Annotated in this window: 20 protein-coding genes; 9 read left to right on the forward strand and 11 right to left on the reverse strand. The window is 71.5% G+C overall.

The window, feature by feature from the left end; genetic code table 11:
- Positions 1–2 precede the first annotated feature (2 nt).
- Positions 3–500, forward strand: coding sequence for a Cys-tRNA(Pro) deacylase (ybaK, locus tag ACWDYJ_RS16115; RefSeq protein WP_451566164.1), 498 nt, complete (start codon positions 3–5; stop codon positions 498–500).
- Positions 501–671: 171 nt separating this feature from the next.
- Here ybaK and ACWDYJ_RS16120 read toward each other — a convergent pair whose 3' ends face one another.
- Genes ACWDYJ_RS16120 through ACWDYJ_RS16135 form a run of 4 tightly spaced genes read right to left on the reverse strand, consistent with a single transcriptional unit; the run spans position 672 to position 4587 of the window.
- Positions 672–1367, reverse strand: a complete 696-nt coding sequence (locus ACWDYJ_RS16120; protein ID WP_451566165.1) for a hypothetical protein — start codon at positions 1365–1367, stop codon at positions 672–674.
- A 34-nt stretch (positions 1368–1401) separates the two neighbouring features.
- Entirely contained in the window at positions 1402–2187 is a 786-nt protein-coding gene (locus tag ACWDYJ_RS16125) for an ABC transporter permease (RefSeq protein WP_451566166.1), read from the reverse strand.
- Complete coding sequence (locus tag ACWDYJ_RS16130; protein WP_451566167.1) at positions 2184–3233, reverse strand: ABC transporter ATP-binding protein; 1050 nt, start codon at positions 3231–3233, stop codon at positions 2184–2186. The genes ACWDYJ_RS16125 and ACWDYJ_RS16130 overlap by 4 nt, the downstream gene beginning before the upstream one ends.
- Positions 3234–3261: 28 nt before the next feature.
- Entirely contained in the window at positions 3262–4587 is a 1326-nt protein-coding gene (locus tag ACWDYJ_RS16135) for an NYN domain-containing protein (RefSeq protein ID WP_451566168.1), read from the reverse strand.
- A 213-nt stretch (positions 4588–4800) separates the two neighbouring features.
- Between ACWDYJ_RS16135 and ACWDYJ_RS16140 the strand changes: the two genes are divergently transcribed.
- Positions 4801–4968 carry a hypothetical protein gene (locus ACWDYJ_RS16140; RefSeq protein WP_451566169.1) on the forward strand — a complete coding sequence of 56 codons (168 nt, stop codon included), beginning with the start codon at positions 4801–4803 and terminating at the stop codon, positions 4966–4968.
- 87 nt (positions 4969–5055) lie between these two features.
- Here ACWDYJ_RS16140 and dnaE read toward each other — a convergent pair whose 3' ends face one another.
- The gene (gene dnaE, locus ACWDYJ_RS16145) at positions 5056–8598 is read right to left on the reverse strand and encodes a DNA polymerase III subunit alpha (protein WP_451566170.1); all 3543 of its coding nucleotides are present in this window, start codon (positions 8596–8598) and stop codon (positions 5056–5058) included.
- A gap of 167 nt (positions 8599–8765) precedes the next feature.
- Here dnaE and ACWDYJ_RS16150 point away from each other — a divergent pair, with 167 nt between their 5' ends.
- The 5 genes from ACWDYJ_RS16150 (at position 8766) to ACWDYJ_RS16170 (ending at position 14662) form a co-directional block, all read left to right on the forward strand.
- On the forward strand, positions 8766–10091 hold the full coding sequence (locus ACWDYJ_RS16150) for a DUF2252 domain-containing protein (RefSeq protein WP_451566171.1): 1326 nt from the start codon (positions 8766–8768) through the stop codon (positions 10089–10091).
- Between the two features lie 61 nt (positions 10092–10152).
- Complete coding sequence (locus tag ACWDYJ_RS16155; RefSeq protein WP_451566172.1) at positions 10153–10842, forward strand: hypothetical protein; 690 nt, start codon at positions 10153–10155, stop codon at positions 10840–10842.
- A 46-nt stretch (positions 10843–10888) separates the two neighbouring features.
- Positions 10889–11683, forward strand: a complete 795-nt coding sequence (locus ACWDYJ_RS16160; RefSeq protein WP_451566173.1) for a DsbA family protein — start codon at positions 10889–10891, stop codon at positions 11681–11683.
- A gap of 131 nt (positions 11684–11814) precedes the next feature.
- Complete coding sequence (locus ACWDYJ_RS16165; protein ID WP_451566174.1) at positions 11815–13479, forward strand: alkaline phosphatase D family protein; 1665 nt, start codon at positions 11815–11817, stop codon at positions 13477–13479.
- 238 nt (positions 13480–13717) lie between these two features.
- Positions 13718–14662 carry a zinc metalloprotease gene (locus ACWDYJ_RS16170; protein WP_451566203.1) on the forward strand — a complete coding sequence of 315 codons (945 nt, stop codon included), beginning with the start codon at positions 13718–13720 and terminating at the stop codon, positions 14660–14662.
- Between the two features lie 69 nt (positions 14663–14731).
- Here ACWDYJ_RS16170 and ACWDYJ_RS16175 read toward each other — a convergent pair whose 3' ends face one another.
- Positions 14732–15310, reverse strand: a complete 579-nt coding sequence (locus ACWDYJ_RS16175) for a dienelactone hydrolase family protein (protein WP_451566175.1) — start codon at positions 15308–15310, stop codon at positions 14732–14734.
- A gap of 54 nt (positions 15311–15364) precedes the next feature.
- Here ACWDYJ_RS16175 and ACWDYJ_RS16180 point away from each other — a divergent pair, with 54 nt between their 5' ends.
- Entirely contained in the window at positions 15365–16402 is a 1038-nt protein-coding gene (locus ACWDYJ_RS16180; RefSeq protein ID WP_451566204.1) for a mechanosensitive ion channel family protein, read from the forward strand.
- Here ACWDYJ_RS16180 and ACWDYJ_RS16185 read toward each other — a convergent pair.
- Positions 16399–16986, reverse strand: a complete 588-nt coding sequence (locus ACWDYJ_RS16185; protein ID WP_451566176.1) for a TetR family transcriptional regulator — start codon at positions 16984–16986, stop codon at positions 16399–16401. The two genes, ACWDYJ_RS16180 and ACWDYJ_RS16185, sit on opposite strands and share 4 nt — an antisense overlap.
- Before the next feature lie 74 nt (positions 16987–17060).
- Here ACWDYJ_RS16185 and ACWDYJ_RS16190 point away from each other — a divergent pair, with 74 nt between their 5' ends.
- Complete coding sequence (locus tag ACWDYJ_RS16190) at positions 17061–17579, forward strand: SRPBCC family protein (RefSeq protein ID WP_451566177.1); 519 nt, start codon at positions 17061–17063, stop codon at positions 17577–17579.
- A gap of 44 nt (positions 17580–17623) precedes the next feature.
- On the opposite strand, the gene ACWDYJ_RS16195 is transcribed toward ACWDYJ_RS16190, so the two are convergent.
- The 4 genes from ACWDYJ_RS16195 to lspA form a co-directional block, all read right to left on the reverse strand.
- Positions 17624–19216, reverse strand: coding sequence for a Na+/H+ antiporter (locus tag ACWDYJ_RS16195; RefSeq protein ID WP_451566178.1), 1593 nt, complete (start codon positions 19214–19216; stop codon positions 17624–17626).
- Positions 19217–19401: 185 nt separating this feature from the next.
- Entirely contained in the window at positions 19402–19872 is a 471-nt protein-coding gene (locus ACWDYJ_RS16200) for a GNAT family N-acetyltransferase (RefSeq protein WP_451566179.1), read from the reverse strand.
- Entirely contained in the window at positions 19869–20810 is a 942-nt protein-coding gene (locus ACWDYJ_RS16205) for an RluA family pseudouridine synthase (protein ID WP_451566180.1), read from the reverse strand. The genes ACWDYJ_RS16200 and ACWDYJ_RS16205 overlap by 4 nt, the downstream gene beginning before the upstream one ends.
- Before the next feature lie 41 nt (positions 20811–20851).
- Positions 20852–21430 (reverse strand): signal peptidase II, encoded by a 579-nt coding sequence (gene lspA, locus ACWDYJ_RS16210; RefSeq protein ID WP_451566181.1) that lies wholly within the window; start codon positions 21428–21430, stop codon positions 20852–20854.
- Positions 21431–21444: the final 14 nt, after the last annotated feature.

Raw genomic sequence — 21444 nt, forward strand, 5'->3', positions numbered from 1 at the left:
CCATGGCGAAGAAGAAGCCGCAGCAGGCGGCCGGCACCCCGGCGATCGTGGCCCTCACGGCGGCCGGGATCGCCTTCACCACCCACGCCTACGAGCACGACCCGGCCCATCCCTCGTACGGCGAGGAGGCGGCGCAGGCCCTCGGGATGTCCGCGGACCGGGTCTTCAAGACCCTGGTCGCGGACGTGGACGGGGTCCTCACGGTGGCGGTGGTCCCGGTCTCGGGCGCCCTGGACCTGAAGGCCCTGGCCACGGCCGTCGGCGGCAAGCGCGCGTCGATGGCCGACCCGGCCCTGGCGGAACGCACCACGGGCTACGTCCTGGGCGGCATCTCGCCCCTGGGCCAGCGCAAGCGCCTGCGCACGGTCCTGGACGCCTCGGCTGCCGTCCACCCCACCATCTGCGTCTCGGCGGGCCGCCGCGGCCTGGAGGTCGAACTCCCCCCGTCGGCCCTGTGCACCCTGACGGCCGCCACCCTGTCCCCCATCGCCCGCCCGTAGCCTGGCCGGCCGGAACCCCGGTGTCCGTGTGCGCCGCGGCCGCGCTCCTGGGGCTCCGCCGAGCGGCAGGTGCGAGCACAGCTCAGCCAAATCCAGCCTCGCCGGCGATTGAGGCGCGGGCCCGGGCAGAGCCCGGGAAACGGACCCGCACCCGGCAGCGGCACCGCCGGATCAGGCGCGGGGGGGCTCCGTGCCGGCGGCGTCGGCATGCACATGCGGCGACGGATAGGCGGCGGCTCCGTACCACCCCGCCGAGGGGACCGGATCCCGCGGCGTCCACAGGGCCGTCAGGCCCAGGTGCACCGCGACGGCCACCATCGGCCACACGAGCAGCATCCCGTGCGCGAGCAACTGCAACGGCGCGTCGAACGGCACCCCCTTGCCCGCCTCGGCGGCAGCCGTCGGCAGGTCGGAGTCCGTGCCGAGCCACAGCCCCAGCCGCCAGCCCACGAGCGAGGCGAAGACGGCTCCGACGGCCAGCCCGATCACCAGCGGAACACCCCCGCGCCGCCGCCACAGGAAGACGGCCACCGCGCTGAGCACGCCGAACCCGACCGCCAGCAGGAAGTAGGTGCCGTCCCCCCCTATCCGCGCCTCGCTCTCGGTGTTCCGCAGGAAGACGGCTTCCCCGTTGGAGACGTACTGCACCCGGGGCGCGAGCCACGCCCACAGCACTCCGAGGAGGACGCCGGCCACCGCCACCACCAGGGCGACGGCCGCCCCGTCACGGATATCGGCCGCGGTGTTCTCCTCGACGGCGACGGCGGCGGCAGCGGCGTCGGCGTCGGCAGACTTCCCGGTCCCCTTCGACGGCGGGAGCGGCGGCGGGTCGAACGGGGAAGGCGGCGGGGTCACGGCTTCGGTCACCCCCACATCGTGCCAGGTCCGGCCGCCACCGGCGTCAGCGGACCGCCGCCCGCCGGTACGCCCATGTCGCGACGGCGAGGGACAGCACCCCGACGGCCCCGCACACCCCGAGGTCGAGGGCGACGGCCGCCCAGTCCGGGTCCGGCGCGAAGGTCTCGGCGAAGGCCTCCACCCCGTACGTGGACGGCAGCAGGTCCCGCGCCCAGACGATGACGTCCGGCATCCGCTCGGGCGGCAGCACGCCGAGGAGCAGCGCGGCCGACATGCCCAGCTGCCCGGCCAGGGTGGCCAGCTCCTGGCGCGGCGCGAGCAGCCCGAGCGCCGCGCCCAGTCCGGCGAGAGCGGCTCCGGCGAGCGGTACGACCGCCACCAGGATCCACAGGCCTCCCATCGGCAGCCCGAACAGCACGCATCCGAAGACGGCCGTGACGAGCGTGCCCGGCAGGGTGAAGGAGGCGTACGCGGCGGCCGTGCCGAGCACCACCGAGGCGGGCGGCACCGGCAGCGTGGCGTAGTGGTCGAGCCCGCCGCCGGCCCGCAGCTGCCCGAAGTACTGGGCGAGCAGGTTCAGGGCGACGAAGGCGACGACGAGGACGGAGGACCCGGCGACGACGGCGCGTGCCTCGGAGCCCCCGTCGACCACGCCGCGCATCAGGATCATGATGCCGACGGACTGGAAGGTGGCCACGAACAGCAGCGGGATCCGCGCCACCCGCGCCCGGGACAGCTGGGCCCGGTAGACGGCGGCGAGCGCGGGGAACAGCCGTGCCCGCGGCGCGAGCGGCTCAGCGCCGGCAGCACCGACCACGACGGCGGTCACGCCCTCACCAGTCCCTTCATCCGTCCGCCCAGCGCGAGGTAGACGTCCTCCAGGCTGGGCGTGGCCAGCGTGAAATCGTCGAGGGCGGCGAAGGCGGGGCCGCCGGTCACCGCGGCGACGGCGGCGCGTGCCTCGTCCTGCGGCAGCCGCAGGACCCAGCGGCGCCCGGTCTCGGTGGCCGCCGGGGCGAGCGCCGCGACTTCGGGCACCTCCAGCGGCGGGGCGGTGCGCCACACGAGCTCGAGGCGGACCTCGTCGGAGAATCTGGACTTGAGCCCGGCCGGGGTGTCGCAGGCGATGACCTTGCCGTGGTCGATGACCGCGACCCGGTCGAGGACGGTCTCGGCCTCGATGACGTTGTGGGTGACCAGCAGGACCGTGGCTCCGTGCCGGGCGCGCCGCCGGTCCACGGCGGCCCACACGGCCCGCCGGGCCAGCGGGTCCATGCCCGTCGTCGGCTCGTCGAGGACGAGCACCGGCCGCTCCCCCACGAGCGCGGCGGCGAAGCACGCGAGGCGCCGCTGTCCGCCGGAAAGCTTCTTCAGGGGCCGTCCGGCGATCCCGGTCAGCCCGAGTTCCTCCAGTACGTCGTCCCGCGCCGCGCGGGCTTCCCGCGCGGGGAGCCCGCGCAGCCGGCCCGTGGTCTCGGCGGCCAGCGCGACCGTGAGCTCGTCGAGGGCGGTGGACTCCTGCCCCAGGTAGGCGAGCAGCCGGGCGGCCCGCTCCGGGTGGCGTACGAGGTCGTGGCCGAGGAGGCTGATCGCGCCCGCGTCGGGGCGCATGAGCCCGGTGAGCTGGCGCACCAGGGTGGACTTGCCGGCGCCGTTGGGGCCGAGCAGTCCGAAGATCTCGCCGCGCCGGACGTCGAGGGAGATGCCGTCGGTCGCCCGGGTCTCGGGCAGGGCGGGAGCTCCGCGCCGGCCTCGGATCGCGGGATAGGTCTTGACCAGGTCACGCACCGCGCAGACCACGTCGGTGGCCGCTCCCGCGGCCTCTGCCGGGACGGATCCGCCCGGTGGCCTCGCTTGTGCTGCGCCCGTACTCACGAGGGAGCAGCCTACGCGGCGTCCGCCCCTACTCGGCCGCCGGGGTGGTGCCGACTCCGGGGCCCGCGGAGGCGGCGACGGGTGTGGCGCCGGGTGCGCCGGCCACGTGCTCGGCGGCCGCGCGGACGTCGATCTCCCGCCAGAACCCGGCCCGGATGGCGTAGCGGTCGTGCTCGTCGATCTGGTCGTCCTTGTGCGCGAGCAGCCCGAACCGGGCGGCGTAGCGCAGCAGCTCTCCGTCGATGCGGTGCGGGACGCGCGGGTACATCGTGGCCAGCTTCTGCAGGTGCACGGTCTCCGGGAGCCGTTCCATCCAGCGCCGGGCGAACACCTGGCCGACCTCGAACGGGTCACCGCCGACGGTGGTGATGTCCTCCTCGCGGTCCGCCCAGCGCTGTTCGGCGCTGGTGAGCTGGGCGAGGGTGGGCAGCGAGGCGGTCTCGGCGGGTTCGCCGAGCGGTCCCGCCCGGTCGATCCAGCCCTTGTCGGAGGACCAGCGCAGGGCGCTGCCGGCCGGGGACTGCCCGTGCTGCACGCCGACGGAGGCGGAGCCCGACGGGGACGGGGCGGAGGCCTGGCCCGGGGCGCGCAGCGAGGCGAGGTCCTTGGGCGTGGGGACGGGCTTGGCCCCCTCGGTGGCGGGCGCCGGTACGGGGGCTCCGGTCCCGGGGTTCTCCGCGGTGGCGGGGGAGCCGTTGCGCGCGGCTTCGGCGAGGGCCGCCTCGGGCAGCGGCGCGGAGAGGATCGCGGCGATCTCGGGGCGCGGCGCGGGCGCCGGGGCGCACAGTCCGGCGAGGTCGCGGGCCCGGACGGCCCGGGTGATCCAGGCGCGGTCCAGGACGCGGCGCTCGTCGGCCTCGGCGACGAGGTCCTCGGACTGGTTGTAGTCGCCGTCGGCGGCCTGGACGGCCCACAGGTGGACGGCGACCCCGTGTTCCTTGGCGGACATCAGTCCGGGCAGCAGGTCGCCGTCGCCGGTGACCAGGACCACGTCGGAGCAGGCCCGGTTGCGGGCCAGCTCGGTCAGCTCGGCGTGCATGGCGGCGTCCACGCCCTTCTGCGCCCAGCGGCCGTCGCTGCGGGTCAGGGCGCCGAGGCGGACGGTGACGCGGGGCATCACGCGCAGCCGCCGGTGTTCGGGCTGCGGCACCCGGTCGGGCGCGCCGTCGAACCAGTAGATCCGCAGCAGGGGCTGTTGGGTGTCGGCCTCGGCCCGCTCGCGCAGGCCCTGGATGAGGGCGGCGTGGTCGACGGTGATGCGGGAGCGGGAGGGCTCCCCTGCGAGGAGGCTCGCGGCGGCGCCCAGCAGGTATCCGGCGTCCACCAGGACGACGCAGCGGTCCACGCGTTCCACCCTCTTCCCTGGGGGTCCTCGATACGTTTTCCCCGAGTCTGCCCGACCGCAAGGGTGTTGAAGGCCGGAACTCGATCATCGGCGTGGCGGATCTCACGGCGCGCGGGGAAACAGGTCATCGCTACGCGCAGTAATGATCCAAAATGCGCGGGTTGTACCCTTGTGTGAGTGTGAAGGCGGCCCTGGCCCCTACACCCCTCACGGAGGCATCCCATGGCCAAGAACAAGAACCAGAAGCAGCCGGCGAAGTCCCAGGAGCGCACCTCGGCCCAGAATCAGGGCAAGAGTTCGGCGCAGTCCCAGAGCGAGTCGCAGGCGCATCCCCCCACCCCGCTGGACCTGGCGCACAAGAGCAAGCAGAAGAAGTTCGGCCACAACTGACGCCTCCGCGACGGTGACGGAAGGGCTCGACCGGCAGTGCCGGTCGAGCCCTTCCGCACGTCTGAAGACGGGCTGCGCGGCCCGCCGCTATCCGGCCAGGCAGGACGGCCCCAGCAGCACCTTGAGGTCGCCGAAGAGCGCCGGGTCGGGCTGTACGCGGTGCTTGTCGAGGCGCAGCACGGTGGTGGTCCGCGGTCCCTGGAGCTTGATGCGCACCTCGGTGTTGCCCTTGTGGTGGCGCAGGATCTCCCCCAGTCGGGTCACCATCGGCGGCGTGACCTTGACGGTGGGGATGGTGAGGACGACGGGGGCGTTGGTTCCGGCGGAGGACAGGTCGGGGACCATCATCTCCATGGCGACCAGCCGGGGGACGTCCTCGCGCTTGTCCAGGCGTCCCTTGACGAAGACGACCGTGTCCTCGACCAGCTGGGTGGAGACGAGCTGGTAGGTCGCGGGGAAGAACATGCATTCGATGGACCCGGCCAGGTCCTCGACGGTGGCGATGGCCCAGGCGTTGCCCTGCTTGGTCATCTTGCGCTGGAGGCCGGAGATGATGCCGCCGATGGTGACGACCGCGCCGTCGCCGTGCTCGCCGCCCGTCAGCTGGGAGATGCCCGCGTCCGTCTTGTCGGACAGGACGTGCTCCAGGCCGAAGAGCGGGTGGTCGGAGACGTAGAGGCCGAGCATCTCGCGCTCCTGGGCGAGCAGGTAGGACTTCTCCCACTCCACGTCGGAGAACTCCACGTCGAGCCCGAAGCCCGGCTCGTCGCCGGCGCCCTCCTCGCCCATGCCGCCGAAGAGGTCGAACTGTCCCTCGGCCTCCTTGCGCTTGACCGCGACCACGTTGTCGATCATCGATTCGTGGTGGGCGACGAGCCCCTTGCGGGTGTGGCCCATCTCGTCGAAGGCCCCGGCCTTGATCAGCGACTCGACGGTCCGCTTGTTGCAGACCACGGCCTCGACCTTGTCCAGGAAATCGGGGAAGGCGGAGAACTTCCCCTTGGCCTTCCTGGTCTTGATGATCGACTCGACGACGTTCTGCCCGACGTTGCGCACCGCGGTGAGGCCGAAGAGGATCACGTCGTCGCCCTGGGCGGCGAAGTTCGGCTCCGACTCGTTCACGTTCGGCGGCAGGACCTTGATGCCCATCCTGCGGCACTCGTTCAGATAGATCGCGGACTTGTCCTTGTCGTCCTTGACCGAGGTGAGCAGACCGGCCATGTACTCGGCCGGGAAGTTCGCCTTGAGGTAGGCGGTCCAGTAGGAGACCAGGCCGTACGCGGCCGAGTGGGCCTTGTTGAAGGCGTAGCCGGCGAAGGGCACCAGGACGTCCCACAGGGCCTGGATCGCCTGGTCGGTGTAGCCGTTCTTCCGGGCGCCCTCCTGGAAGATGGTGAAGTTCTTCGCCAGCTCCTCGGGCTTCTTCTTGCCCATCACGCGGCGCAGGATGTCGGCCTCGCCGAGCGAGTACCCGGCGATGATCTGGGCGGCCTTCTGCACCTGCTCCTGGTAGACGATCAGGCCGTAGGTGACCGCGAGCACCTCTTCGAGGGGCTTCTCCAGCTCCGGGTGGATCGGGGTGATCTCCTGCTGCTTGTTCTTGCGCAGGGCGTAGTTCGTGTGCGAGTTCATGCCCATCGGGCCCGGCCGGTACAGGGCCGAGACGGCGGAGATGTCCTCGAAGTTGTCGGGCTTCATCAGCCGCAGCAGGGACCGCATGGGGCCGCCGTCGAACTGGAAGACGCCGAGGGTGTCACCGCGGCCGAGCAGTTCGAAGGTCTTGGGATCGTCGAGCGGCAGGGCCAGGAGATCGATGTCGATCCCCTTGTTGGCCTTCACCATCTTGACGGCGTCGTCCATGATCGTGAGGTTGCGCAGGCCGAGGAAGTCCATCTTCAGCAGGCCGAGCGACTCGCAGCTCGGGTAGTCCCACTGGGTGATGGTGACGCCGTCGGTGTGCCGCACCCAGACGGGTACGTGGTCGGTGATCGTCTCGCTGGACATGATCACGCCGGCCGCGTGCACGCCCATCTGGCGGACCAGGCCCTCCACACCGCGGGCGGTGTCGATGACCTTCTTCACGTCCGGCTCGTTCTCGTACATCCCGCGGATCTCGCCGGCCTCGCCGTAGCGCGGGTGCTTCGGGTCGAGGATGCCGGAGAGCGGGATGCCCTTGCCGAGGACGTCGGCGGGCATGGCCTTGGTGAGCCGGTCGCCCATGGCGTACGGGTAGCCCAGCACGCGCGCGGAGTCCTTGATCGCGTTCTTGGCCTTGATCGTGCCGTAGGTGCCGATCATGGCGACCTTGTCCTGGCCGTACTTCTCGGTGACGTACCTGATCACCTCGACGCGCCTGCGCTCGTCGAAGTCGATGTCGACATCGGGCATGGAGACGCGCTCGGGGTTCAGGAAGCGCTCGAAGATCAGACCGTGGGTGAGCGGGTCGAGGTCGGTGATGCCCATGGCGTACGCGACGATCGAGCCGGCCGCGGAGCCGCGGCCGGGGCCGACCGCGATGCCCTGGTTCTTGGCCCACATGATGAAGTCGGCGACGACGAGGAAGTAGCCCGGGAAGCCCATCGAGATGATCGTGTCCATCTCGTACTCGGCCTGCTTCATCCGGTCCTCGGGGATGCCCCCGGGGTAGCGGCGGTGCATGCCGCGCATGGTCTCCTCGCGGAACCAGGTGACCTCGGTGTAGCCGTCCGGGATGTCGAACTTCGGCATCAGGTTCCGGAACTGGAACATGCCCTCGGTCTCGACCTGGTCCGCGACCAGCCGCGTGTTGGCGCAGCCCTCCTGCCAGGCGTCCGAGGAGTCGATGGCGTACATCTCCTCCGTGGACTTCAGGTAGTAGCCGGTGCCGTCGAAGCGGAAGCGGTCCGGGTCCGAGAGGTTCTTGCCGGTCTGGATGCACAGCAGGGCGTCGTGGGCGCCGGCCTCGCTGGCGTAGGTGTAGTGCGAGTCGTTCGTCACCAGCGGCGGGATGCCGAGCTTCTTGCCGATCTCCAGCAGCCCGTCGCGCACCCGGCGCTCGATCTCGATGCCGTGGTCCATCAGCTCCAGGAAGTACCGCTCCTTGCCGAAGATGTCCTGGTACTCGGAGGCGGCCTTGAGGGCCTCGTCGAACTGGCCGAGGCGCAGCCGGGTCTGGAGCTCGCCGGAGGGGCAGCCGGTGGAGGCGATCAGCCCCTCGGACCACTTGCTGATGGTCTCCTTGTCCATGCGCGGCCACTTCGTGAGCCAGCCCTCGGCGTACGCGTCGGAGGACAGCCGGAAGAGGTTGTGCAGGCCGGTGGCGTTCGCCGCCCAGATCGTCTTGTGCGTGTAACCGCCGGAACCGGAGACGTCGTCCCGCTTCTGGTGCGGCTGGCCCCACTGGATGCGGCGCTTGTTGCGCCGGGACTCGGGGGCGACGTACGCCTCGATGCCGATGATCGGCGTGATCCCGGCCTTCTGGGCGGTGTGGAAGAAGTCGTAGGCCCCGTGGAGGTTGCCGTGGTCGGACATGGCGATGTGGCTCATGCCCATCTCGTTGCACGCGTTGAACATGTCCTTCAGCCGCGCGGCACCGTCCAGCAGCGAGTACTGGGTGTGGACGTGCAGGTGCGTGAACGGCTGCTTGGTCACGGTGTGAGCCTCCGGAGGGAGAGAGGGTGGCAGCTTTGAATCCTACGTCGGCCGAGTGACAGTTCCCGGGCACCGACAGGTACGGTCGTCCGTTGCAGAACCGAGGACATCCGTCCCGCACGCACGATCGAAACCGCGATCCACCGCGCCACCAGGAGGCATCCGCCATGGCGGTTCCCGAGACGACCGACGAGCAGCGCGCCGAGCAGATACTCGACGTGTTCGACACCGCGTTCGGTGAGCTGCTCTCCGCCGACCCCGCTGCCTTCCAGGTCAAATTCCGCAAGATGGCGGCCTCGGCCTTCGCCTTCTACCGGGGCACGGCCTGCCTCTTCTACGCCGACCTGGAGCGGGAACGCCACGGCGGGCCGTACCTGGACGAGCGGACGGGCCGGGTGTGGATCCACGGCGATCTGCACGCCGAGAACTTCGGCACCTACATGAACTCCCACGGCCGGCTGATCTTCAATTGCAACGACTTCGACGAGGCCTACGTCGGCCCCTTCACCTGGGACCTGAAGCGGTTCGCCGCCTCCATCGCCCTGATCGGATACACCAAGGCGCTCAGCGACGAGCAGATCAGCGAGCTGGTACGGACCTACGCGGGCGCCTACCGCGAGCGGATCCACCGCCTGGCCGCCGGCGCGAAGCACGAAGAGGTCCCCTCCTTCACCCTCGACACCGCCGAGGGCCCGCTGCTGGCGGCGCTGCGCTCGGCCCGCGCCCGTACCCGCTTCTCCCTGCTGGACTCGATGACCGAGATCCGCGACCACGAGCGCCGCTTCACCGACGGTCCGGGCACGATCGAGCTGGACGCGGCCACCCGGTACAAGGTGCTGGCCGCCTTCGACGGGTACCTGGAGAGCCTGCCCGAGGAGTCCCTCGTGCGCCCCGACTCCTACCGGGTCAAGGACGTGGTGGGCCGCCGGGGCGTCGGCATCGGCTCGGCGGGCCTGCCCTCGTACAACATCCTGCTGGAGGGGCTCAGCGACGCCCTGGAGAACGACGTCGTGATCTACCTCAAGCAGGCACAGACTCCGGCCGTGGCCCGGCACATCACCGACCGGACGGTGCGCGAGTACTTCCGGCACGAGGGGCACCGTACGGTCATCTCCCAGCGGGCGCTCCAGGCGCACGCCGACCCGTGGCTGGGCTGGACGGAGCTGGACGGCTCCGGGCAGCTGGTCGCCGAGGTCTCCCCGTACGCGGTGGACCTGGACTGGTCGGACCTGGACGACCCGCGGGAGATCGCGGCCGTGGTCGCGGACCTGGGACGGGCGACGGCCACCATGCACGCGGCGGCCGACGCGGCGGAGAGCGGTCAGTCCCTGGTCCCCTTCTCCACCGAGCGCGCCATCGACGCGGCGATCGCCGCCGACGAGGAGGGCTTCGCGGAGCTGCTGGTCGACTTCGCGCACGCCTACGGGGCCCGCGCCCGCGCCGACCACCAGATCTTCGTGGACCTCTTCCGCAACGGCCGGATCACGGCGTAGGTCCCTCAGCCCCGTGACCCAGCGCTCTGGTTTCACAGGGTCACATGGCACACTCGCGACGATGGACATATCCGGGACAGGTCTCCGAGGGCTGCGGGCCGCGCTGTTCAGCGCGCTCGTCGTGCTGCTCTCGGCGGGCTCCCACGTGCTCCTGTCCCAGGTGCCGCTGCCGCCCGCGCTGATCGGCGGGGCCTTCGCCGGCGTCTTCGTGATCGCCTTCGCGTTGGCGGGCCGGGAGCGGGGCTTCGGCCCGATCGCCGGGCTGCTCGTGCCGCTGGAGCTGGCGGCCGACACCGTCTTCACCGCCGGCCAGCACATGTGTTACGGCCCGGCGGGCGGTCCGGTCTCCGGGCCGCTGCGCGCGATGGGCCTGGACGGGCTGTGCGGCGGGACCCCGGTGGGCGGGCCACTGACCGAGGTGGCCGGGACCGCCGCCGATCCGGCCGCGCTGCTGGCCTCCCCCGGTCCGTGGACGCCGTGGCTGCTGCTGGGCACGCATGTCGCCCTCGGGCTGTTGGCCGCCGCCTGGCTGCGCCGCGGCGAGCGGGCGCTGGCCCGGATACTGCGGGCGGTGGGCGCCTTCGCGTTCCGGCCGCTGCTGCTGGCGGTGGCCTCGGTGGCGGTGGCCGCCGGACCGGCCGGGCGGGCGCTGCGCCCGCTGATCGCGGGCACGGGGACCCGTACCCGGTTCCCCGCGCATTCCGTGGGACGGAGGGGACCTCCCGTACGCACGGCGCTCGCGAGCGCCTGACGCACGTACGGCAGTCCCCCTCTTCTCACATCCCACGGAGATCACCATGAGTGCACGCAACAGCCAGGCCAACAAGGCGGCGGCCCGCGAGAAGCTGCGCATCGAGCGCGAGAAGCAGGCCAAGAAGGCCAGGGCGCGCCGTCAGCTGGTCGTGGCCGGCGCGGTCGTCGGCGTCCTGGCGCTGGCCGGAGGCGTCGGATACCTGATCGTCCAGGCGAGCCAGCCCGACTACTGGGAGAAGGCCGCCACCGCCGAGCTGGTCAAGCCCAAGAACACCGAGGGCGAGAACGGCACCACCGTCGTCATCGGCAAGGCCGAGGCGAAGAAGACCCTGGAGCTGTACGAGGACTCGCGCTGCCCGGCGTGCGCCACCTTCGAGCAGTCGGTCGGCGAGCAGGTCAAGAAGGACGTGGACGCGGGCAAGTACAAGCTCCAGTACTTCGGCGCCACGTTCATCGACAACGGGGTCAAGGGCGAGGGTTCGAAGAACGCGCTGAGCGCGCTCGGCGCGGCGCTGAACGTCAGCCCGCAGGCCTTCCTCGACTACAAGGCCGCGCTCTACTCGAAGGAGCTGCACCCCGAGGAGACCGTCGACAGCTTCGCCAAGGACGACTACCTGGTGAAGGTCGCGGACACCGTGCCGGCGCTGAAGGGCAACGCCGAGTTCAAGAAGGCCGTCGAGGACGGTACGTACGACCGGTGGGCCATGGAGATGTCGAAGGCCTTCGGCAAGTCCGGGGTGACGGGCACCCCGACGCTGAAGATGGACGGCAAGAAGATCGACACCCCCCGGACGCCGGAGGCGTTCACGGCGGCGATCGACAAGGCCCTCCAGGGCTGAGCCCCGGCCATTGACGGAGGCCGCTTTCCGGCCAGCTGACGCCAACGGGCGGGCGAACCACGGGAGTTCGCCCGCCCTTTGCGTTCCCGCGGGCTGCGCTGCACGCATACCCGCCAGTAATATGATCATCCGTGACCAGTCATCTCCGCTCTCCCTCGACCTCGTCGACTCCCCGTCGCCGTACGGTCGTTCTCGCCGCCGCGGCCACAGCCGCGCTGACACCCCTCGCCGCCCTGGGCGGCGCCACGGCCGCCCACGCGGCCGCGGCCGCCCCCGCCTTCCTGCACGGCGTCGCCTCCGGCGACCCGCTGCCCGACGGGGTCCTGCTGTGGACCCGCGTCACCCCGACCGCGGAGGCCGTGCCCGGCTCCGGCCTCGGTCCGGCCACCGCCGTCGGCTGGGAGGTGGCCGAGGACAAGGCCTTCTCCCGCGTCGTCGCGAGCGGCTCCGTCACCGCGAGCGCCGCCTTCGACCACACGGTCAAGGTGGACGTGCGCGGGCTGCGTCCGCAGACCCCGTACTGGTACCGGTTCACCGCCGGCGCCACCGTCTCCCCGGCGGGGCGCACGCGGACCGCTCCGGGCGCCGACGTGACCACCCCGGGCGTGCGGTTCGGCGTGGTCTCGTGCGCCAACTGGGAGGCCGGGTACTTCTCCGCGTACCGGCACCTGGCCGCCCGCACCGACCTGGACGCCGTCCTGCACCTGGGCGACTACATCTACGAGTACCAGACCGGGGGTTACCCGGAGGCGAAGTACGTCGTACGCGGGCACGAACCGAAGCACGAGATCGTCTCGCTCGCCGACTACCGCACCCGGCACGGCACGTACAAGACGGACACCGACCTCCAGGCGCTGCACGCCGCGCACCCGGTCATCGCCATCTGGGACGACCACGAGTTCGCCGACGACACCTGGTCGGGCGGCGCCGGGAACCACACTCCCGCCGCCGAGGGGGACTGGGCGGCCCGCGCGGCCGCCGCCAAGCAGGCCTACTTCGAGTGGATGCCCGTACGCGCCTCCATCTCGGGTACCGTCTACCGGCGGCTGCGTTTCGGCACCCTCGCCGACCTGCACCTGCTGGACCTGCGCTCCTTCCGCTCGGAGCAGGCCAAGACCGGCAGCGGCGGGGTGGACGACCCCGAGCGCACCCTCACCGGGCGCGCCCAGCTGGACTGGCTCAAGGCGGGGCTGGCGAGCTCGAACGCGACCTGGAAGCTGGTCGGCACCTCGGTGATGATCTCCCCGGTGGCCTTCGCCTCGCTGCCCGCGCACCTGATGAAGCCGCTCGCGAAGCTGCTCGGCCTGCCCGAGGGCGGTATCGCGGTCAATGTGGACCAGTGGGACGGCTACACGGACGATCGCAAGGAGCTCCTGGGCCACTTGAAGGACCGGAACATCAAGAACACCGTGTTCCTGACCGGCGACATCCACATGGCGTGGGCGAACGACGTTCCGGTGAACATGGCGACGTACCCGGGCTCGGGGACGGCGGCGACCGAGTTCGTGGTGACGTCGGTGACCTCCGACAACATCGACGACATCCTGCACGTGCCGGCGGACACGGCCTCGCTCGTCGCCGAGTCGACCATCAAGGCCGCGAACTGGCACGTCAAGTGGCTGGACATGGACGCACACGGCTACGGCGTGCTCGACGTGACGGCCGAGCGTTCGCAGATGGACTACTACGTCGTCTCGGACAAGCGGCGGCAGGACGCGAGTTCCTCGTGGGCCCGCTCGTACCGCACGCTGAACGGCACTCAGCGGGTGGAACGGGCCGACCAGCCGGTCCGCTGACTGATCATTTACTGACTGACCGTCAAATTTACTGTCCGATGGGGCGCCTGGTCCATACCAGGCGCCCCATTGGCATCACACGCAACAAATCTTTTACATCCAGCTACTTGCCAGTTGAATGACATGCACACGTAAGCTGCGCGCCAGCGTGAGGAAATCCCTCACCCCCCACCACGCTTCGCGAGGAGTCAACGTGCGCGCTGTTGCCCGCATATCCCCCCTTCTCCGCCGCCGCCTCATGGGCACGGCAGTCCTGGCCGGAACCCTGGCCTTCACCCCCCTGGCGGCTCCCACCACCCTCGCCGCCGCCCAGACCCCCGCGGAGATCTGCGCCGAGGAGGCCGCGACCGGAGCGGCCAACGCCCGCGTCGCCCGCCCCCACGAGGAGCACGCGGACGAGCCCAACGAGGTCACCGAGGCCCAGGCCAAGGCCATGGACGCCGACCTCAAGGCGAAGCTGGCCAAGTCCTCGAAGGAGCCGCGCAGCCTGCGCGTCGCCGAGGCCGTCGTGAACATCCCGGTGTACTTCCACGTCGTGCACTCCGGCACCACCGGCAAGCTGACGGCGACCGACGTCAACAACCAGCTGGCGGTTCTGAACTCGGCCTACGGCGGCCAGGGCACCGGCAACGTGAACACCAACTTCCAGTTCACCCTTGCCGCTACCGACTACACGGACAACGCGAGCTGGTACAACCTGGCTTCCGGCTCCACCGCCGAGAAGGCCATGAAGACCTCCCTGCGCCAGGGCGGCCCGGGTGCGCTGAACGTCTACACCGCCAACCTCTCCGGCGGCCTGCTCGGCTGGGCGACCTTCCCGACCTCCTACGCCTCCAACCCGACGATGGACGGCGTGGTCCTGCTCGACACCTCGCTGCCCGGCGGTTCCGCGGCCAACTACAACGAGGGCGACACCGCGACCCACGAGGTCGGCCACTGGCTCGGGCTCTACCACACCTTCCAGGGCGGCTGCAACGGCAGCGGCGACTACGTCGCCGACACCCCGGCCGAGAAGAGCGCCGCGTACGAATGCCCGGTCGGCCGTGACAGCTGCGCCAGCAAGACCGGCGTGGACCCGATCCGCAACTTCATGGACTACACGTACGACTCCTGCATGTACCAGTTCACCGCCGGCCAGGTGACGCGCATGACCAGCAGCTGGACCGCCTACCGGGCGGGCTGAACCCCGACGGGCCCGGTCCGGCGCGCGTGCGCCGGACCGGGCCCGTACCCGTACACGTACCCCTGAGGCCTACAGGGTGTCGAGGAAGCCGATGGCGGCCGTCCAGGCCTCCTCGGCGGCCTGCGCGTCGTAGTCGTCGAGGTCTGGGTCCGTGAACAGGTGCCCGGCACCCGGGTAGGTGTGGACTTCGACGTCCGCCCCCGCCCGCCGCATCCGCAGGTACCAGGCGGTCAGCCAGTCATGCGGCTCGAAGGGGTCCGGGTCCGCGACGTGCAGCTGCACCGGCAGCCCGTCGGCCGTGGCGTCCTCCTCCAGGTCCGCCGTACCGTGCAGGAGCAGCAGCCCGCGCGCCTTGTCGTCGGCCAGCGCCAGGTGCTGGGCGAGGGAACCGCCGAAGGAGAAGCCGGCGTAGACCAGACCCTGGTCGGAGTAGGGCGCCGAGGCCAGCACCGCACGCTTGAGCAGCTCGTCCCGACCGGTCTCGCCCTGGTGGGCCAGCCCCTCCTCCACCGTCGCGAACGTACGGCCCTCGAAGAGGTCCGGCACGTGGACCTCGTGCCCGGCCGCGCGCAGCCGGTCGGCCGCCGCGTGCACTGCGGGCCTCAGCCCGTACGTCGAATGGAAGAGCATGATGTTCATGACTCCCATCGTGCCAGTGCCCGTTTCCGAAGGCGCCCCGCGGTTACGTTCACAGGCATGGAAATGGAGAACGTCCTACGTCCCGTCGTGGTCGTCGGCGCCGTACTGGTCCTGACCCTGCTCGCCGGATGGCTGCTCGACCTGCTGCTGCGCCAGGCGGACGCCCGCCACACCGAGACCCCGCTGTGGGGTCTGCTGCGCCGCTGCGGCCTGCCCTTCCGGCTCGTCCTGGGCACGGCCCTGCTCCAGAGCTCGTACCGGCCGGCGCGCATCCTGCCCGACCACACCGTCGGCGTGGGCCGCGCCCTGACGCTGGTGCTGATCGCCTCGGCCGCCTGGCTCCTGGTCGCCGTCGCGACCGCGATCGTCGATACGACGTACGCGCGCTACGCGGCCGGCTCGCCGGACGACGCCCGGGTCCGCCGGGTCCGCACCCAGGTCACGCTGATCCAGCGGGTGGTCACGGCCGTGGTCGTGGTGGTCGCCGTCGCCGCCATGCTGCTCACGTTCCCCGCGATGCGGACGGTCGGCACCTCGATGCTGGCCTCGGCCGGAATCCTCGGCATCGTGGCGGGCATCGCCGCGCAGGCCGCCCTCGGCAACCTCTTCGCCGGACTGCAGATCGCCTTCGGTGACACCGTGCGCATCGGGGACACCGTGGTCGTGGACAAGGAGTGGGGCAAGGTCGAGGAGATCACCCTCACCTTCCTGACCGTCCGCACCTGGGACGAACGCCGGATCACGATGCCGGTCTCGTACTTCACGAGCAAGCCCTACGAGAACTGGTCGCGCGGGGGCGCCGAGATGACGGGCACGGTCTTCTGGCACCTGGACCACTCGGCGCCGGTCGCCCTGATGCGGGAGAAGCTGGCGGAGATCCTCAAGGACCTCCCCGAGTGGGACGGCCGGGCGAGCGGCCTCGCCGTCACCGACACCACCCCGCACACCATCCAGGTCCGCGCGGTGGTCACGGCGAAGGACGCCGACGACGTGTGGAACCTGCGCTGCGCGGTCCGCGAACAGCTGATCACCTGGCTGACCGCCCACCACCCGTACGCCCTCCCCCACATCATCACGGCCGAGGCCGCCCCGCGGGCCTAAGGGGTGCTCAGCAGCGTGGCGGCCGACTCCTCGGCGAGGTCCTCGGCGTACGGGGGCAGCTGCCGGCCGGCCCGCAGCGGGCGGCGGACCACCGAGAGCGGCAGGTCGATCAGGGCCAGGGTGATGCGGTCCCGGCCTTCGGGCCCGGTCGCGCCGAGGATTTCCCCGAGAGCGCCGAGCGCCTCGTACAGCCGCCGGTTGCCCAGATCCGCCCGCTCCCGGTGCTCCTCGGACCAGTCGGCGCGGCGGAACTCCTCGGCTCCGTAGAGCAGGAGCGCTGCCTCCCGCGGATGGGCCCGGCTCCAGGACACGACGTGCCGGGCGGCCGCGCGCGCGGCGCGGCGGGGGTCGGGGTCGCTGTCGAGCGCGGCGAAGTACCCCTCCTGAAAGCCCTCGACGGTCCGCAGCCACACCTCGGCGAGCAGCGCCGGACGGCCGGAAAAACGGTGGTACATGGACCCGCTCGGCGCGCCGACGGCCTGCGCGACGGCGGACATGCTCACCGCGGCCGGCCCTCCGGCGGCGGCGAGGAGGACGGCGGCGTCGAGGATCCGGCCGGTGTCGAAGCGGGGTGGTCGCGCCATGAATCAGAGAGTACCCTCCAGATGAGTAGAGAGCAGTCTCCAATACTGGTCTCCGACACCTCCGGGAGGGACCCATGCCGGTCTACAACGTGCACGAACGCCTGCTGGCCGCCGAGGCGAGCGCGGTGGGCGCCCTCGTCGACAGCCTGTCCGACGGAGCGGCCGACCGGCTGTGGCCGCACCCGGCCTGGCCGGCGATGACCTTCGACCGCCCCCTGACGACGGGCGCGGTGGGCGGCCACGGCCCGGTCCGCTACACGGTCGCCGCGTACGTGCCGGGCACCTGGGTCCGCCTGGCCTTCACCGGGCCGCGCGGCTTCGACGGCTTCCACGAGTTCGCCGTGCTGCCCGTGGGCGAGGAACAGACCGTACTGCGGCACACCCTGGCCATGCGGACCGGCGGCCTCGCCCGCCTGACCTGGCCGCTGCTCTGGCGCCCCCTGCACGACGCCCTGCTGGAGGACAGCCTCGACCGCGCCGCCCTCGCCTGCGCGTCCGCCCCGCCCCGCCCCCCGGCCCGCTGGTCCCCGTACGTCCGCCTGCTCCGCGCCTTCGCCCGCCGGGCCGAGTCCCGCCGGGCACGTACGACCTGACGCCTACGGGTTGCGCGGTCCCTCCCCCACGGACTCCGTCCGGCCTACGGGTTGCGCAGGCTGCGGACGTCCAGGTGGCGCAGTACGCGGTCCACGATCTCCGGATCCGCGCCCGGTTCGCTGCGGGCGGCCAGTACCTCGTGGCGGGCGGCGGACATCATCTCCCGCTGGATCCGCTGGACGTCCCGGATCCGCTGGATCCGCTGCGTGTACGCCTCGCGCCGTTCCTCGTCGACCATGTCGGGGCTGATGCGGGCTCCCACGTCGTAAGCGCGCCGGTACAAGGTCTCCACCAGATCCTCCGGCAGGTCCTCGACCTCCTCGATCTCCTTCAGCCGCCGCTTCGCGGCCTTGGCGGCGCGGATCGCGAGGCGCCGCTCGGTCTCCCGGCCGGCGTCCGGATCCGCCTCCACCCCCAGCCTGCGCACCAGCCACGGCAGCGTGAGCCCCTGGCACACCAGGGTCGCCATGATCACCGCGAAGGCGATGAAGACGATCTCGTCCCGCCCCGGAAAGGGCTCACCGGCATCCGTCCGCAGCGGGATCGCCAGAGCAAGCGCCACCGAGGCGACCCCCCGCATCCCGGCCCACCACATCACCACGCTCTCCCGCCAGCTCAGCGGGATCTCCTCGTCGTAGTCGCGCCGGCCGTGCAGCCGTTTCGCCAGCCAGCCCGCGGGCAGCAGCCAGAGCAGCCGTACGCCGACCACCACCGCGATCACGGCCGCCGCCCAGCCGGCCATCTCCGCCTCCCGGCCCCGCGCGACGCCGAAGACGTTGTGCAGCTCGAGCCCGATCAGCCCGAACGCCACCCCCGTGACCAGCATGTCGACGACTTCCCAGAACGTGTGCCCGGCCAGCCGCCCCAGCACGTCGTCCGCGTCCGTCGCGTACTCGGCGAGGAACAGGGCCGTGGTCAGCACGGCCAGCACCCCCGAGCCCGACAGCTCCTCCGCCGCCACGTACGCCACGAACGGCACGAGCAGCGTCAGCCCGATCTGCAGCGTGGCATCGCCGAGCCGGCCCATCAGCCGGTTCGTGGCCCATCCCAGCGCCAGGCCGACGGCCAGCGCGACCACGGCGGACAGGATGAACTCCCCGAGCGCGTCCGGCCAGGAGAAGGTGCCGCTCACGGCGGCGGCCACGGCCACGTGGTACAGCACGATGGCGGTGACGTCGTTGAACAGCCCCTCGCCCTCCAGGATCGACACCATCCTGCGCGGCAGGCCGAGCGACCCGGCGACAGCGGTGGCCGCGACGGGGTCGGGCGGGGCGACGAGCGCGCCGAGCGCGACGGCGGCGGCGATGGGCACACCGGGCACGACGGCGTGCGCGACGGCGGCCACGGCGGCGGTGGTCACGAAGACCAGCGCCACGGCCAGCAGCAGGATCGGCCGCACATTGGCGGCGAACTGCCGCCAGGAGGTGCGCTGCACGGAGGCGTAGAGCAACGGCGGCAGCACGAGCGGCAGGATGTACTCGGGCGGGATGTCCACATTGGGCACGGCCGGCACCAACGCCAGCACGATCCCGCCGAGGGTCATCAGCACGGGCGAGGGCAACCCGAGCCGGTCCCCGAGCGGCACGCTGACGACGGCCCCGAGCAGCAGCACGAACAGCAGAGCAAGCTGATCCACTCGCCTACCCTCGCAGCCCCCTGCCCCCCAACCACCCCGCCCCGCCCCGCCGCCCAGGGTCTTTTCAGCCCCGCCGGCGATTGAGGCGCGGGGGTCCGGGGGCAGCGCCCCCGGCAACGGCGCGGCACGTTACCGCCCCCCGCCCGGCAACGGCGCGGCCCGGTACCGCCCCCGCCCGGCCAGGGCTACGGCAGGGGACGCCGCATCGCCCGGTGCGGGATGCCCGCGTCCTCGAACTCCGGCCCGTAAGCCACGTACCCCAGCCGCTCATAGAAGCGGAGCGCATGGGTCTGCGCTCCCAGATCAACGGCGGCCAGCCCCAACCGCCCCGCCTCCGCCTCAACGGCACGGACCAGGGCCACGCCGACCCCGAGCCCCCGCGCGGTCTTGCGTACGGCCAGCCGCCCGAGCGAGCCGACCTCCAGCGATCCGGTCTTGCCCAGGGCCTCGGCCCCGTGCAGCAGCCGTCCGGTGCCCAGCGGCTCCCCGTCCGGCCCGGTGGCCAGCAGGTGCACCGCGATCGCGTCGTACGTGTCGTACTCGATCGACTCGGGCACGGACTGCTCGACGACGAAGACCTCGCGCCGTACGGCGTAGCACGCCGCCAGGTCGGCTTCCGTGGCCGCGACCCGGACCGTGGCGACGGCCCCGGTCACTGGCTCTCGGCCCGGATCACATCCAGCGCGTTCTGCAGGTCCGCCGGGTAGCCGCTCTCGAACTCGACCCACTGCCCGTCGGACGGGTGCTCGAAACCGAGCCGGACCGCGTGCAGCCACTGCCGGGCCAGGCCCAGGCGCTTGGCCACGGTCGGGTCGGCGCCGTAGGTGAGGTCGCCGACGCAGGGGTGCCGGTGCGCGGCCATGTGCACGCGGATCTGGTGCGTACGGCCGGTCTCCAGCTTGATGTCCAGCAGCGAGGCGGAGCGGAAGGCCTCGATCAGGTCGTAGTGGGTGACGGAGGGCTTGCCCTCCTGGGTCACGGCCCACTTGTAGTCCGCGCTCGGGTGGCGGCCGATCGGCGCGTCGATCGTGCCGCTCATCGGGTCGGGGTGACCCTGCACGAGCGCGTGGTAGCGCTTGTCCACGATCCGCTCGCGGAACTGGTTCTTGAGCGAGGTGTACGCGCGCTCGGACTTGGCCACGGCCATCAGGCCGGACGTGCCGACGTCGAGGCGGTGCACGATGCCCTGGCGCTCGGACGCTCCGGAGGTGGAGATCCGGTAGCCGGCGGCGGCGAGGCCGCCGATGACGGTGGTACCGGTCCAGCCGGGGCTCGGGTGGGCGGCGACACCGACCGGCTTCATGATGACGACGATGTCGTCGTCGTCATGGACGATCTCCATGCCGGGGACGGGCTCGGCGACGATCTCGACCGGCCGGGGCGGGGCGGGCATCTCGACTTCGAGCCAGGCGCCGCCGTGCACGCGCTCGGACTTCCCGACGACGCTGCCGTCGACCGACACCTTCCCCTCGGCGGCCAGATCGGCCGCCTTCGTCCGGGAAAAACCGAACATACGGGCGATGGCGGCGTCGACGCGCTCGCCCTCGAGGCCATCGGGAACGGGCAGGGTTCGGATCTCGGGAATCGTACTCACCTGTCGAGTATGCAGGACTCAGCAGACGAGCAGTCCCGCGATCAGTCCTTGTGGACGGTGCCGTCCGGGTCCAGACCCTTGAACGACAGCAGCACGATCAGGATCCCGCCGCACACGATCGCCGAGTCCGCCAGGTTGAACACGGCGAAATGGGCGGGTGCGATGAAGTCGACGACAGCGCCCCGGAACACGCCCGGCGAACGGAAGATCCGGTCGGTGAGATTGCCCAGCGCACCGCCCAGCAGCAGGCCCAGGGCGATCGCCCACGGCAGGCTGTACAGCTTGCGGGCCAGCCGCGCGATCACCACGATCACGGTGGCCGCGATGCAGGTGAAGATGATCGTGAAGGCCTCGCCGAAGCCGAACGCGGCCCCCGGATTGCGGATCGCCTCGAACCGCAGCACTTCACCGATGATCTCGATCGGCGGCTGGTGCTCCAGCTTCGCCACGACCAGCATCTTGCTGCCGAGGTCGAGCAGGTACGCCAGCACCGCCACGACGATCAGCGCGGTGATCCGCCGGTGCCCCTTGGTCGCGGCCGGATCCGGCTCCGACACCGGCTGTGACTCCGCGTCGTCCCCGACCTCCGGCGTACCGATGATGCGCTCCGCCTCTGCCACGTGAGTCCCTCGAA

This window comes from Streptomyces sp. NPDC003042 (genome assembly GCF_053591315.1).